The organism is Bradyrhizobium tropiciagri (assembly GCF_001189845.1).
Classification (GTDB): domain Bacteria; phylum Pseudomonadota; class Alphaproteobacteria; order Rhizobiales; family Xanthobacteraceae; genus Bradyrhizobium; species Bradyrhizobium tropiciagri.
This window is the reverse complement of sequence record NZ_LFLZ01000030.1, coordinates 1-14511: the sequence shown is the minus strand read 5'-3', so window position 1 is coordinate 14511 and position 14511 is coordinate 1. Positions and strand designations below refer to the sequence as shown.

Annotated in this window: 14 protein-coding genes; 9 read left to right on the top strand and 5 right to left on the bottom strand. The window is 60.5% G+C overall.

Features of this window, described 5'->3' with window-relative positions; all coding sequences use genetic code 11:
- Positions 1-16: 16 nt before the first annotated feature.
- The 4 genes from AKN84_RS23145 to AKN84_RS47810 form a co-directional block, all read right to left on the bottom strand.
- Positions 17-298 carry a hypothetical protein gene (locus tag AKN84_RS23145; protein ID WP_050422915.1) on the bottom strand — a complete coding sequence of 94 codons (282 nt, stop codon included), beginning with the start codon at positions 296-298 and terminating at the stop codon, positions 17-19.
- A gap of 1 nt (position 299) precedes the next feature.
- Entirely contained in the window at positions 300-734 is a 435-nt protein-coding gene (locus AKN84_RS23140) for a hypothetical protein (protein ID WP_050422914.1), read from the bottom strand.
- 128 nt (positions 735-862) lie between these two features.
- Entirely contained in the window at positions 863-1105 is a 243-nt protein-coding gene (locus tag AKN84_RS23135; protein ID WP_050422913.1) for a hypothetical protein, read from the bottom strand.
- 212 nt (positions 1106-1317) lie between these two features.
- On the bottom strand, positions 1318-1704 hold the full coding sequence (locus AKN84_RS47810) for a hypothetical protein (RefSeq protein WP_162240899.1): 387 nt from the start codon (positions 1702-1704) through the stop codon (positions 1318-1320).
- Here AKN84_RS47810 and AKN84_RS23125 point away from each other — a divergent pair.
- The 8 genes from AKN84_RS23125 (at position 1703) to AKN84_RS23085 (ending at position 10501) form a co-directional block, all read left to right on the top strand.
- Entirely contained in the window at positions 1703-2116 is a 414-nt protein-coding gene (locus tag AKN84_RS23125) for a hypothetical protein (RefSeq protein ID WP_128971082.1), read from the top strand. The two genes, AKN84_RS47810 and AKN84_RS23125, sit on opposite strands and share 2 nt — an antisense overlap.
- Positions 2117-2288: 172 nt before the next feature.
- Entirely contained in the window at positions 2289-3689 is a 1401-nt protein-coding gene (locus AKN84_RS23120) for an IS1182 family transposase (RefSeq protein WP_050422910.1), read from the top strand.
- Positions 3690-4319: 630 nt separating this feature from the next.
- The gene (locus AKN84_RS23115) at positions 4320-4616 is read left to right on the top strand and encodes a hypothetical protein (RefSeq protein WP_050422909.1); all 297 of its coding nucleotides are present in this window, start codon (positions 4320-4322) and stop codon (positions 4614-4616) included.
- A 480-nt stretch (positions 4617-5096) separates the two neighbouring features.
- Positions 5097-5897: an ATP-binding cassette domain-containing protein gene (locus tag AKN84_RS23110; protein ID WP_050422908.1), complete on the top strand. Its 801-nt coding sequence runs from the start codon at positions 5097-5099 to the stop codon at positions 5895-5897.
- Complete coding sequence (locus AKN84_RS23105; protein WP_050422907.1) at positions 5894-7453, top strand: ABC transporter permease/substrate-binding protein; 1560 nt, start codon at positions 5894-5896, stop codon at positions 7451-7453. The genes AKN84_RS23110 and AKN84_RS23105 overlap by 4 nt, the downstream gene beginning before the upstream one ends.
- A gap of 761 nt (positions 7454-8214) precedes the next feature.
- Positions 8215-9546 (top strand): pilus assembly protein TadG-related protein, encoded by a 1332-nt coding sequence (locus AKN84_RS23095; RefSeq protein ID WP_050422905.1) that lies wholly within the window; start codon positions 8215-8217, stop codon positions 9544-9546.
- On the top strand, positions 9543-10121 hold the full coding sequence (locus AKN84_RS23090) for a TadE/TadG family type IV pilus assembly protein (protein WP_050422904.1): 579 nt from the start codon (positions 9543-9545) through the stop codon (positions 10119-10121). Before AKN84_RS23095 ends, AKN84_RS23090 begins: the two co-directional genes overlap by 4 nt.
- 2 nt (positions 10122-10123) lie before the next feature.
- The gene (locus tag AKN84_RS23085) at positions 10124-10501 is read left to right on the top strand and encodes a TadE/TadG family type IV pilus assembly protein (protein ID WP_050422903.1); all 378 of its coding nucleotides are present in this window, start codon (positions 10124-10126) and stop codon (positions 10499-10501) included.
- Between the two features lie 265 nt (positions 10502-10766).
- Here the strand turns inward: AKN84_RS23085 and AKN84_RS23080 are convergent, their stop codons facing one another.
- Positions 10767-11498, bottom strand: coding sequence for a metallophosphoesterase family protein (locus AKN84_RS23080; RefSeq protein WP_050422968.1), 732 nt, complete (start codon positions 11496-11498; stop codon positions 10767-10769).
- Between the two features lie 350 nt (positions 11499-11848).
- Here AKN84_RS23080 and AKN84_RS23075 point away from each other — a divergent pair, with 350 nt between their 5' ends.
- Positions 11849-14401, top strand: coding sequence for a putative bifunctional diguanylate cyclase/phosphodiesterase (locus AKN84_RS23075; protein WP_128971079.1), 2553 nt, complete (start codon positions 11849-11851; stop codon positions 14399-14401).
- Positions 14402-14511 lie beyond the last annotated feature (110 nt).

Genomic DNA, 14511 nt, shown 5'->3' with positions numbered 1-14511 from the left:
CGAAGATGCGGCCGAGTCAGATGAACGTGGACACGAACAACGCGTGGTTGGTCGTCAGCCAGAACATCGAATTCCTGTTAACGGCCGCGAGGACGTCTGGGCGCTTGGAGAGAAGATCGCGGATCCCGATGTAGGCGAAGAAGGTCTGCTGCGCGGACTCCTCCTCCTTCCGGAAGATCTCGATCTCCTCCTGGATGTCAGGAGGCGTCGGCGGGACGTAGGACTTCTTTTCGGGCATCTTCGGAGCGCACCATGCAAGGCCGAGCGACGCGAGGATCCTCGTCAGGCGGCGTCCCATCTCAATAGTCGTTTATAGGCGGCAGCGGCTGGCCCAGCAGCGTCAGCCAGGCGTCGAACACGTTCTGCATCACGGACGACAGCGCGCGTTGCGAGCCGTCCTTGCGCTCGACGATGACCTGCTCGACGCCGCCCCACTTGCCTTCGCCGTATCTCAGCTTGCCCCAGCCCGTGCCTGTCATCACGATCGCGTCGGCGCCGTCGACGGTGGCGTTCCTACGATCGAGCTTGCGGTGCTTGAAGGCGTCGGCCACATCCCGCAGCAGGACCACGTCGTCGACGTACGGTGCCCTCGGTTCGCGCAGGAAGATCAGGTGTGACTGCACCGCAGCCCGTGCGCCGGCGAGATCCGGGAAGGTCGCGCCCGGTGCCGGATTGCTTACGACGAAGTCGGACAGGTGGTGGAGTTTGATCGCCGCCTGCCGTCCTGCCAGCATCGCGGCCGCTTGGCCTCGTCGGCGCCGGCGCCGGCCTTCTGCGCTTCCATGAAGGCGCGGTCGGCCGCCACGTAACCGCGCAGGGCGGGCCGAACGACGTTTTTTCAGGTGGTCAAGAATCGCCCGCATCAGCTGCAGTTGGTGTAGATCGTGTTGCCGTCCACGTTCGAGATACAGTTGCGCGGGGCCGGCGCCGGCGCGGGTACCGGCATGTAGTACGGCTGCGGCGGCGGTGGCCGGTTCGCCTGCTGCGCCAGCAGATACTGGGCCACGAAGGCCCTCTGCTCTGGCGTCATCGGCTCCGACGCGCATCCGGCCAAGCCGGCGGCGACGCAGACGACCACAACCAACTTGCTCCTGAATCCGCCCATTACTCTCCCCCTAGTTGCGACTATAATGGACGGGTCCGGGGCAGGAATCGAGGGGTATCGGTGAATAAATCCGTTTTTTGGGTCTGCTGGCGGCCGGGTGGTCGGGCGCGGCCCAGGCCAACGCGTTCGACGACTGCGTCCTGAAGAACATGCAGGGAGCCACCTCGGACGTCGCGGCCAAATCGATCAAGGTCGCCTGCATCCGGAAGTCCTCAGTCGCGCTCACGGACGACGACATCAAGCACCTGGAGGTCTCCAGCGGCTTCTACGGCACGTTCGGCATGACGCACACGCCCGGATTCACCGCCGAGGTCAAGAACGAGACCGGCTTGATCGTCACCGAGATCACGTTCTCGATCACGATCGGCGACGGCCCCGCCGAGATGCACCGCGTCGACAACTTCAACTACCAGGAGCCAGGCGTGATCTATACCGGACTGAATCCGGATCCCACGTACGACCTCCGCATCGATCCCCTGAAGAGCAAGAAATTCCAGTTCTCTCTCGACCGGCCCGAGATCGACAAGAAGGAGAAATGGGCTGGTCGATCGTCGGCGCCAAGGCATCGTGTCGAACTGATTTTTAAGGGGGGACAACATGACGATGACCGAACACGCACTCGACGCCATCAGCCTCGTCCCGCGCGAGCGGGTGTGCCGGCACAACGAGACCGCCCAGGGCGACGACAAGATCATTGATGTCGACATCTTCGTCGCCGGCCGGAAGCGCGGCACGTGGCGCCGGGGCAGCAACGGCAAGAGCTACGGGATGTACCTCGAACTGCTGAAGCGCGATGGCTCGATGGAATGGGCACTGCCGTATGGCAGCGGCTACTGCGACGACGCCGAGAACCTCAAGCCGGCGACCGCCCAGCTTCTCGTGTCAGGAGAACTGCCGGACCGGCGGGATTACGTCGAGCGTCGCGTGGTGCACTTCCTGATCGACTACCGCTACGCAATCGTTGCCACGCCGATTGCGGTCGGGCTGTGCTACTGGCGGTTCGTGCGCTGACCCGTTGCGAGCTTCGCGTCCACATGTCGCCTTTGCGTCATTAGCGACTGGGGCGGGCCGGCAGCGAGTCTGGTCACGTCCGCTGCGCCGCCGATTGTGTTGCAAAACTCCGGTTGAGGCGACTCGCGAACCGTGATTCCGTTGGTTTGAGACGGCATTTGCGGAGCAGCGGATGTTAGGGCGGCAGGAGAGCGGTCAGGGCCAGTTCTTTTACTCCTTTGATCTCGACAAGGTGGTGCCGCCTGATCACCTGGTACGGCAAATCGACGGTTTGCTGGACCTGAGTTGGGTGCACAACGAGCTCGCTCCGTTCTACTCGCACACTGGCCGGCCTTCGATTGATCCGGTGCTCGTGATCCGGATGCTGGTCTTGGGCTACGTATTTGCGCTTCGTTCCGAGCGGCGGCTCTGCGCTGAGGTTCAGGTCAACCTGGCCTACAGATGGTTTTGCAAGCTCGGCATCGAGGACCATATCCCTGATCACTCGGTGTTCTGCCGAGCGCGGCGCGAACGCTTCCGTGAGAGCGATGCCTTACGCCGGGTTTTTGAGCGTGTAGTGGCGCTGTGTATTTCGGCGGGGCTAGTTGGAGGCGACGCGTTCTCGGTCGATGCGAGCCTGATCAAGGCGGATGTGAACAAGACTAGACGGCTCCCCGGCGACCAGCCTATTGCCTGGCCAAAGGCGGAGGAAGCATCCCATGCGGTTCGCGAGTACATCGCAGCGCTTGATGCCGCCAATAGTGATACGGACAGTGATGAAGACGGCGGCGGTTCAAGTGAAGGCAGCCACCGACGCAAGCCTCCCAAGGAAGTCTCGCTCACCGATCCGCAAGCAACATGGGTTACGAGGCCGGGCGTGGACCCTTTCTTTGCTTATGATGCAAACTATCTGATCGACAACAAGGCCGGGATCATCCTCGATGCGGTAGGCACGCGCGCGAACCGTGCGGTTGAGATTGCCGTCACCCAGACCATGGTGGACCGTGTTGAGCGTCGCTTCGATCTGCGACCCCAGAGGTTGGCAGGCGACACGGCTTACGGCGCGGTAAGGCTGCTCAAATGGCTGGTGGATCGCAAGATCACACCGCACGTTCCGGTGTGGGACAAGTCAGCACGCCCCGATGGTACCTTTAGCCGAGCCGACTTCACCTTCGATCAGAAGCGCAATGTCTACGTTTGTCCGGGTGGCACGGAGCTGACCAGCACCGGCAACATCGATCAAGGTCACATCGTCTACTATAGGGCCCGCAAGAGCGACTGCTCTGGCTGCGCCTTGAAGTCCAAATGCACGACGGCGGTCGTGCGCAAAATTACCCGCGACCTCAACGAGGATGTGCGCGATCGTGTCCGTGCGCTGGCCAATACGGAAGCTTTCCAGCAGTCGCGCCGCGAGCGCAAAAAGGTCGAGATGCGGTTTGCCCATATGAAACGCATTCTCAGGCTCGACCGGCTTCGGCTGCGAGGCCTGAATGGCGTCCAGGACGAAGTGCTGCTTACAGCCACCGCCCAGAACCTGAGGCGACTGGTCAAGCTAATCTGCCGTCCCCCACCACCTCTGGCAGTCGCCTGTTGAACATCCACAAGCAAAACGGAAACCGCCGACACCACTGTACCAAAAGAAACCGCCAAAACTCAAAAGCCAAGCTCGCCACAAGCCAGAAACGAGTTTTGCAACACAATCCCGCCGAAAGCGGAAGTCAAGTTAGAGCATTAGCGACATGGTGACGGGGCATAGCGACGCAGTCCATGCCTCTGTCCGCTATGCGGAGAGAACCGTGGGCGGATACGAAGACGTGCTGTCGAGGGCTGAGATCCGCGCCCGCGAGGGCAAAGTTGTGGATGCGATCTGGCATCTCGGCCCCGACAAGCTGCATACGGAAGTCCACTGCTGATGCGATTCCGAACACCATAATCACAGACAATGGCATTCAGCTGGGACAAGGATGTGCTGCTCGACGACAATAGCCAAGTGCCTGACGTCGTGCTGACCTTAGCGCGTAGGACAATCCAGCGATGACGCGTCTGACATAGGAGACCAAACCCCAGGTCTGGCACGGCAAGTCCAGTTTGGACGTAGTATCCGTCATGCCTCGCGTTTATATAGCCAAGCCGCAGTATGCTCGCTCACGGAATTAGCACCTAGTCCGGCGCCGACTTAGTATGCTTTGGTGTGTGGGATGGAAACGAGACGGGTGGTGCTTCAATGTACATGGTCATTCGCAAGTACACCCAGGTTCGTTCGGTTGCGGATGCCGCCCGCCGCGCGAAAAGCGGAATCGGTCAGATCCTAAGGGAATCGCATGGATTCAAATCTTATTATGTGCTGGACGGAGGTGAAGGCGTCGGCGTCGCTGTCATGATATTCGAGGATCGCGAAAGCGCCAATGCAGCGAACAAAAAGGTCTTGGAGTTCGTTCAAGCGAGTCTGCATGACCTCAATCTTGGAGACCCCGAAATCGTCACGGGGGAGATATTGGTGAATATCCAATCTGATCAGTAGCGCGCACGGCGCGGACGATAAGCTCCGTACGGAGAGCCCCAAAAACAAACAATTTGCGGACTCCGAATATGACCGCAGCGTGCCTGCCGCGCGTACGAACCGATCTCGGTCGTGCCAAGTAGGCGGAAGACATGGTTATCGGCAGCTGTCGCGGGCGGTCGGCCGGGTTAGACCTAGATAAACCGCTGCATTACTTCGAGACCCTCTGCCCTAGCACATTGTTCGCGATTGCCGCGCGAACAGCTTTGTACGGCCCGGACGAACGAACCCGGCCCCTCCGGCAAGCGAGTTCAAATTAACCCACGATGGTACATTCCGTACCTAACGACTACGCCATCATCAATTTCGACATCTCAAATCACCACGTCCCGCGGATCGCATAGACTTGCTAGTGTCCTTCGAGTCCGTAGTTCGCTAACGTGTCCACCGCAAAATGAAGCGAACTCGGATTCGGAACACTCGCGCTGGTCCAGTCCAACCATGGCACTCGCACCGCTGATCGCCTACGCCCATGTCGGGAAGCGCTTTGCCGGCGGTCACGACGGCGAACGCATCACAGCCGTCGACGATGTCTCCCTCGATATTGCCGCGGGCGAATTCCTGGCGATCGTCGGCGCCTCCGGCTCCGGCAAATCCACCTTGCTGCGGCTCGCCAACCGCCTGCTCGACCCCGATAGTGGTCGCGTCACCGTGGAGGGCCAGGACGTGCGCGACGTCGATCCGGTTCACTTGCGCCGGCGCATGGGCTACGTGTTCCAGAGCGGCGGGCTTTTTCCACACATGCGCGTTTTCGACAACATCGCCGTTACGCCGAGACTGCTCGGCTGGCCCGCCGCCGAGATCGCCGCGCGGGTCGATGAGCTCCTCGACCTGGTGCGGCTCGAGCGCTCCCTCCATTGTGATCGCCTTCCGCATGAACTGTCGGGCGGGCAGCAGCAGCGTGTAGGCGTGGCGCGGGCGCTCGCCGCCCGTCCCCGTATCATGCTGATGGACGAACCGTTCGGCGCGCTCGATCCGCTGACCCGCGATACCCTCGGCGAGGAGTACCGCGCCCTGCATCGCAGTCTCGCCTTGACCACGGTAATGGTCACCCATGACATGACAGAGGCCTTGCTGCTCGCCGATCGCATCGCGGTGATGCAGGCCGGACGGGTTGTGGCGCAAGGCCAACCGGCCGAGCTGTCAAACAACAACGATCCCTATGTGGCGGAGCTATTGCGTACGCCCAGGCGCCAGGCCGAGCGGCTGAACGCCCTGCTCCCGGGAGCCAGCGCGCAATGAGTTTCCTGTCCGACCCTCGCTGGCGTGACGCTGCGGCGCACCTGCCGGACTATCTTGGCAGCCATGTTCAGGTCAGCCTGGCAGCGCTGGCGCTCGGGCTCGTGATCAGCCTGCCGCTCGCGATCCTTGCGCGCAACCATGCCGTGATCCGCGGCATCCTGCTCGGCCTCGCCAGCGTCGTCCAGACCGTGCCGGGACTGGCGCTGCTCGCGCTGTTCTACCCGCTTCTGCTCGCCATTGCGTCGTTGACGCTTCATTGGTTCGGCTTCGACTTTTCAGCGTTCGGATTTTTGCCCGCCATGCTGGCGCTGGCGCTCTACTCCATGCTGCCGGTGCTGCGCAACACCATCACCGGGCTGAACGGCGTCGATCCTGCGTTGCTTGAGGCGGCGCAAGGGGTCGGCATGACGCCGCGGCAATCACTGTTCACGGTGGAATTGCCGTTGGCGCTGCCGGTGATCATGGCCGGCATTCGCACTTCTGCGGTATGGGTGATCGGGACCGCGACATTATCGACGCCGATCGGGCAGACCAGCCTCGGCAATTACATCTTCGCTGGATTACAGACCCAGAACTGGGTGCTCGTACTGTTCGGCTGCGCCGCCTCGGCGCTGCTGGCGCTCGCGGTCGATCAATTCTTGACGCTCATCGAGCGCGGATTGCGCGAGCGCAAACGCCTCCGCACCATGCTCGGCAGCGTCGGGATCGCCGCACTGGTCGCGGCGACGCTGATCCCTTCGATGGCACGGGAGCCGTTGACCTACGTCGTCGGCGCCAAAACGTTTGCCGAGCAATATGTGCTCTCCGCGCTGATCGAGCAGCGGCTGCAGGCGGCGGGATTGCAGGCCTCGACGCGCGAAGGCCTCGGCTCCAGCGTGATTTTCCAGGCGCTCGCGGCCAACAACATCGATGTCTATGTGGATTATTCCGGCACGCTGTGGCTCAACCAGTTTCACCGCACCGATATGCCGCCGCGCGAAACATTGCTTGCCGAGTTGAAGGAGATCCTGGCGAAGCAGGACATCACCCTGCTCGGTGCGCTCGGTTTCGAGAACGCTTATGCGCTGGTGATGCCGCGGCAGCGCGCCGATGCACTCGGTATTCATTCAATCACTGATCTGGCTGCGCACGCGCCGACGCTGTCGATTGCGGGCGACTACGAGTTCTTCTCGCGCCCCGAATGGACCGCCCTGCAAAAGGCTTACGGCCTCTCATTCCGTACGCAACGACAGATGCAGCCGGATTTCATGTATGCGGCAGTGGCTAGCGGCGATGTCGACGTCATCGCTGGCTATACCAGCGAGGGGCGGATCAGGGAATACGACCTGGAGACGCTGGCCGATCCCAAGCACGCGATCGCGCCCTATGATGCGGTCCTGCTGCTGGCACCGCGGCGCGCGCATGATGCGGCATTGCAGGAGGCGCTGAAGCCGCTCCTTGAGCGGATCGACATTGCGACGATGCGCGAAGCCAATTTGCGCGCCAGTGGCAGCAATGCGAACTCTCCGCCCGCCGCGGTGGCGCTTTGGCTATGGCAGAAGATCGGTAGGCAGTAGGCGCAGGCCCAGAGTGTCGAGGTACTGGTCGCAAGGCTGCTCGTGCGGGAGATGCTGGCGTTCGCGAGCGCTTTCCCACGAATTGAGCGCCTCCCACGGAGCATTCGGCCTACAAAGTGACTTGGCTCGGTTGCCAGAATCGCAGGCCACTCGCGATCCATCGGACGTACCGGGCGCGATAGCTATCCCACGCCTCTTAGGCAGTCTTGAGCGCTCTGATAATTCGCCATACGCCTTCGCGATCCTTTACGTGGTCCCAGTTCACGTGTGGGTGCCCTTCACGCAAGCGCGTCACCGCCTTTTCATAGCGCTCCTTCGCGTCATCGGGCAGATTCCCGGTCGCAATGACCCAATTTGGCTCGGCATCTGCCTCAGGCCTTCTCTCTCGCATGACAACAGGCTCTCGTGTTTTCGGCCAATGGGCAAATGAGCTATGTGACAAGGTCGGCATCGACGCTCACCGAAGTGAAGCGAACCGCGATCAACTTCTGCCAGAGGGTCGGTGGAATCAAGTGCAGGATCGTTCGGACTCAGGGCACGTCGTTCGACAGCGCCAATTAAGTAACTCAACGCACGAAATGTACGTTCATGCAGGAGGCAACAAGAATTGCACCGTTATCACACGAGTAGGATGCGCTTGCCACGCGCAGGTTTGTCCGCTCCGTACAAAGAAAGGAGCTCAATTTAGCGACGAGGTGCGAAATTCTTAGGTGTTGCGTGTCACTGCTGGTGCAGCGATTAACCCCCTGTCATCGTCGTCAATGATCAACGAGGATCTCTTGGCCTTTTGTTCGATCTTCAATCACATGCGTCGCCTGCACTCGGACGAGCGTGGCGCAGTCAACGTGGTAATGGGGCTTCTGCTCATCCCTTTGCTCGGCGCTTTGGGCATCGGCTTCGAGATTTCGAATTGGTTTCTGACCGCGCGCGGGATGCAGAACGCAGCTGACTCGGCTGTGCTTGCAGCGGCGACCAATGGCGGCTCCAATTATGATGTCGAGGCCAAGGCCGTCGCGGCGCGGTATGGATTTGTCAGTGGGGTCAACAACATCAGCATTGCCGTATCCAATACGGCGGCATGTCCTGGCTCCGGCAACAATTGCTACAGCGTGACCATTTCGGGCCTCCTGCCGCTCTATCTGTCTCAGGTTGTCGGATACAGGGGCGACGCGACGTTAAGCGGGACGCCCGCAAAGCAGTTGGGCGCTACCGCGGTTGCAGGCCATCCGAACTCGCCGACCGATTTTTGTTTGGTGGCGCTCGGGCCCAACGGCATTCGAACCAACGGCGCGCCAAAAGCGAACATGCAATGCAACACCATGTCGAACGCGAACTCTACGTGCAATGGCCATGACCTGGGGGCGCCGGTCGGTGCAGCGCATGGCACGAACAACGGCTGCGGCATAAGACAATATTCGAATGTACCCGCGTTCGTCGATCCCTATGCAGCTTGGGCCGGTAAGATTCCGACAAATCCGTGCGCTTCATATCCGCAGGAACCTGCCAAAAAGAAGGACCCTGCCTTGCCGGCCAGCAACCAATGGTCCGGACTACAATCGCTGAGCGGTACCGTCATCGTCTGCGGCGATCTTCAGTTGACCGGTGACGTCACGGTCGATGCTCCTGCAAATGCCTTGCTCGTTATAGAAGACGGCCAGCTTGATACGAATGGCTATACGTTCGCAAGCACCAAAGGATCCGGGCTTACGGTGGTTTTTTCCGGCGATAATTCGGGTTCGTATACCCACGCCCCCACAGGCGGCGGAACGCTCAACTTTGCCGCGCCGACGTCCGGGACGTGGTCTGGCGTCGCAATCTACCAGGACCCGAAATTGACGAGCGGGGTGGACATCTCGGCCGCCGGCAACGCGCCGGCGTGGGACATTACCGGCCTGGTCTATCTGCCGAATTCCAGCGTCACCTTCAGCGGCGCGGTGAACAAGGCGGGTTTCGGAAAGTCCTGCTTCGTGCTGGTGGTCAAAGACATCACCGTGAACGGAACGGGCATGATCTTGCCCAATGGCGAATGTGTCCCGGCTGGACTGGCGATGCCGTCCACAACGATACCAGGAAGGGCAACGTTGGTGCTATGAAACGCGCGCTCACAGTGTGGCTGAGCTCGCCGCCGAAGTTGGCCTGCGACTTCGCCGATCAAGCCAAGGCGCTCTCGGCCGACCAGCGCGGCGTGGCCGCGATCGAGTTCGGCCTCTTTGCGATCTTGCTAATGTTTATGCTCGCGAACGTCACGGACGTATCGATCTATATTTTCCAACGCATGCAGGTGGAGGCCGCGACGAAAGCTGGCGCCCAGGCGGCATGGAAGGCCTGCGATTTGTCGCATCTGCCAGCTACGACAAATTGCCCTGGGCTGATGACCGCGATACAGAACGCGGTACAAAGCACGTCGCTGCGAACGGGCGTTTCTTTGATCGCGGGCTCTCCGTCAGAAGGCTATTACTGCGTCAATTCGTCGAACGCGCTGCAATACGTAAGCGACGTCTCGTCAAAGCCTGCCGATTGCTCGGCCGCTGGCATGCCCAGCTTGCAGCCTGGCGACTACGTTCAAGTCCAAACAACCTTTCAGTATGCGCCAATATTCGGCCGCCTTAGCGTCGCCAGCGGTTTTGCCACTCCTATCAGCAGAACAACATTGATGCGGTTGGGTTGACCGTGCGAAAACGGCTGAAATCCTTGCATTTCGATCAACAGGGAACCACCGCGGTCGAGTTCGCAATTATTGCACCAATGTTCATCGCGCTGGTTGTGGGCACGCTCGCAGTTTGCGTCGGTCTGTTTCTCATCGGAAGCCTCCACTACGCGGTAGAAGACGGTGCCCGATGCGCATCCGTTAAGACCAGCATATGTTCGGATGCCGCCACAACCGTCGCGTATACCCAAAGTCGCTATTTCGGCCCAAACGTGGCACCCACTTTCACTTATGCTGCTGCCGCCTGCGGCAATTCAGCAAGCGCCTCGGTCAATTACGCGATGAATGTGGGGCTTACGACCTTCGTGATTCCCATGTCGGCGACCGCCTGTTTTCCCTAGCTAAGCGCGGAAATGTTCACCGACGCATATGGTTGCCCAGGTCAATGCGACGCTTGCAGACTCGTCGCCTTCAATCCCAATCAGGGCAGTGAGCCGCTTAAATCCTGCACTCTGGCGCCGGTTCTTGATGAGTGCGTACGGTACCAGCACTCGAAGGGCGGCAGTTCTTCCCGCGATTGCCTTGTGCGGCCGTGCCAGCACGGTCCGCGATCGCCTTCGCTGCCATTGGACCGTCGCGAGCATTGAAGCGAAATCCTCGCTCCTTCTAGTAGCTCGCCTGCAGACACCTCCGAGCGTCACGCTCCAACACAAGGCAACTCAAGCGACCGCTCGCAAATGCACCCGTATCCACGTTTATTCGATTGAGGAGGATTTCGGGCTCCGCAACGGGTGAGTGCCCGTGAATAACGATCTTACCAAAGTCCGTTTTGCTGCTAAGGAATTCGTCTCGAATCCAGAGCAGATCGGTAGGCCGCTGTAGTTCGAGCGGGATACCTGGCCGGACGCCGGCATGGCATAGAAAGTATCTCCCAACCGAGATCGAGAGCTTCAACGAGGAGATGAACGCAACATGCTCATCGGGGATCGCAGCCCGGAGAGCCTTAGAGGCTCTCTCCTTTCCTCTTCCAACCATTAGCGTATCGACCGCAATGCCATACGAGTGAATAGTCTCGAGCCCACCCCAGTGTCTCCAATTGGTACCGATCTCCGGGTCCATCAGGAACAACTGGAGCATTTCCTCATGGTTGCCTTTCAGAGGAATGTAGGGCGTGGGAAACGCGTTTCGCGTAAGTCGGTCGAGAACTCCCCGCGAATCAGGGCCTCGGTCAACGTAGTCCCCCAACGTTACCGTGAGTGCGTCGGTAACGGGGCGATCGGCGAGGTCCTGCGTGATGAGATCAGCAATCTTATCGAGCAAATCAGAGCGACCGTGGATGTCGCCAACTACATAAAGCCTGACATCATCCGTTAATGTAAGGGAAGAATCGCCTACCATCGTCCTCTCGGGTTTTCCGAGCTCTGTGCCGCGCAACTACGGAGGACGCTGGGCGATCGGCATAACGAGCTCACGTTCGAGCTAGACCGGTATTGCGCCGGCCATGATTTGAAAAAAACGCGAACGCGACCTACGACGTAGAGTATAGCTAAACCCAGAGACCGCTCTAGGAGTATATTCTTGGTGCGACACATCAAACGGCTTTTTGATATCGAGTGTGTCAGTAACGCGCCGCTTTTGTACGAAGCGAACCAATAATTTGACTTGTCGGAACCGGCATTTTTACACCCTATTAAGTCGCTTCTCCATTGAATAAACCCGATCAGACAACGTTTAGTTCGGGGCGTGTCATGGGTGCTTCCTGCAAGCGGTCCGCAAAACTCCGCACGGAAATGTTTGACGACGTACCGGTGCTGCAACGCAAATGGCAGGCTGCGCTCAGACCCGGCGAGAGCGTTCCCCGCTACGAAGACGTGATGCTAGGTAGCCTCGGCCGGCTCGCCGATCACATCGTCCTTCTCAAGAGCGATGGTGATGCCTTCGCCGTCTCGCGCGCCGGGCGGTATGCGCAGCAATGGCTCGGCGACGAGCGCTCGGACATTCCGATCCGGGCGCTGCGGCCCGATTGCGCCACTGTCCTCGGCGAGGCGGCATCGAATGCGGTGAGGCACAGCCGACTCCATCTTGCCGCTGCGCATTGCGTGAGTGACGGCATGGTGCGGACCTATGACGTGCTGGCGCTGCCGACGGTTTCGCGCTGGGGCAGCACGCTGGTCGGCGTCTATGTCAACGAGCGCGGCGCGCAATATAATCTCCTGGACGCGATCTTTTCTACGACCGATGACGGCGTGATCTCGCTGTCGACCATTCGTGACGCGACCGGCCAGTCGTCTGACTTCCAGATCGTGCACCACAATCAGGGCGCAGCGAAACTACTCGAGGTGGGCGCGCAGACCCTGCAGTGGCAGCGTCTCAGCGAAGGCAGCCACTTGCTCTGCTCGGAAACCGTGTTGACCCGCTTGCGCGAGGCGCTCGTGGGCGGCGCCCGCGAGCAGTTCGAGATCGACAGCGACGATCGCAGCTTGCGATTGGGGGTGACGGCCTTCGGCGATATCCTTTCACTGGTCATTTCCGACGTGACGCCCTTGAAGCAGCGAGAGGCCTCGTTCCGGCTCTTGTTCGACAGCAATCCGGTGCCGATGTGGGTATTCGATCCTGATACCATGCGTTTTCTGAAGGTCAACGACGCGGCGGTGCGGCACTACGGCTATGCCCGCGAGACCTTCCTGCAGATGAAAGTCCAAGAGATCTGGCCAGAGGACGAGCGGGTCAGCCACAGCCAGGCACTGCAGGATATCGGCGATATCTACCAGTCCGAACGGCATTGGCGCCATGTAAAAGCGGATGGCAGCGAGATTTGCGTGCTCACCTTCGGGCGCCGCCTCATGTTTGAGGGGCGTGATGGCTATCTGGTTGCGGTGGTCGACATCACCGAAAGGCGCAAGGCCGAGGCCCGCATCACCTATATGGCGCATCACGATGGATTGACCAACCTGGCCAACCGCGCGTCCTACCAGGAGCGGTTACGGGAGGCGCTCGAAGGTGGCAATGAAGCGGGCAAACGCGTCGCGGTCCTGTGTATCGATCTCGACCTGTTCAAGAACGTCAACGACTCCTTCGGTCATCCGATGGGCGACCGCCTGCTCAAGCAGGTCGCGGATCGCCTGCGGTCGCTGGTCCGCGGCAATAATCTTCCCGCGCGGCTCGGCGGCGACGAATTTGCGGTGATTCTGGCCGCCGACACCTCGCCGAACCAGGCGAGCGATTTTGCAGCCCGGCTGATCCGAACTTTAAGTACGCCTTACGAAATCGACGGCAACGAGGTGGTGATCGGCGCCTCGGTCGGCATCGCGCTCTCGCCGGGCGACGGGACGACCAGCGAAGAATTGATGCGCAATGCGGACATGGCACTCTACCGAGCGAAAGCGGACGGCCGCGGCATGTATCGCTTCTTCGAGCGCGAGATGGATCGCCAGGCGCAGCAGCGCCGGGAGATGGAGCTCGACCTCCGCCGCGCCTTTGCCAATGGCGAGTTCGAGCTGCATTATCAACCGCTGGTCGATATCGCGACGGACAGGATCTCCGGCTTCGAGTCGTTGCTGCGCTGGCGCCATCCGCAGAAGGGCATGATCTCGCCGGCCGAGTTCATTCCGGTTGCCGAGGATATCGGGCTGATCACCGCGATCGGTGAATGGGTGCTGCGCGAAGCCTGCAACGAGGCGGTGAAGTGGCCGTCCGAGGTCAAGGTCGCGGTCAATCTGTCGCCGATGCAATTCCGCAGCCGCAACCTGGTGCAGGTGGTGGTTTCGGCGCTAGCGAATTCAGGACTGTCGCCGAAGCGGCTCGAGCTCGAGATCACCGAGTCGCTGTTTTTGGCGGAGACGGAGGCCAACCTCGCAACCCTGCATCAGTTCCGCGAGCTCGGCGTTGCCATCTCCATGGACGATTTCGGCACCGGCTATTCCAGCTTGAGCTACTTGCGTAGCTTCCCCTTCGACAAGATCAAGATCGACCGCTCTTTCGTGAGAGATCTCGCGAAGCGCTCCGACTGTGTCGCCATCGTGCGCGCGATCGCGGGATTGGGGCGCAGCCTCAACGTCACCACGACGGCGGAAGGCGTGGAGACCGTCGAACAGCTCGATTGGCTCCGTGCCGAAGGTTGTAACGAGGTGCAGGGTTTTCTCTTCAGCGGCGCCAAGCCGGCGGCGGACGTGGAGCAGCTGTTGTTGCGTTTCAGCGCACGCGGCGTGAATGGATTGCATCCCAGTCTCTATATATCGTCAGGCTCAATGAGCCACCGAGGTCCTGCTGGTAGGAGCAAGGGGAACGGGGGCGTCCGATGATCCGTCACCGCCGACGGCAGGAGCCGCAAGGACTTTGGCCGCTTGTCCCGGCCAGTGGAAACCGCGGCCTTACGTGATTTCATCCGGCTCGGCCGGAAGGGGGGAATTGA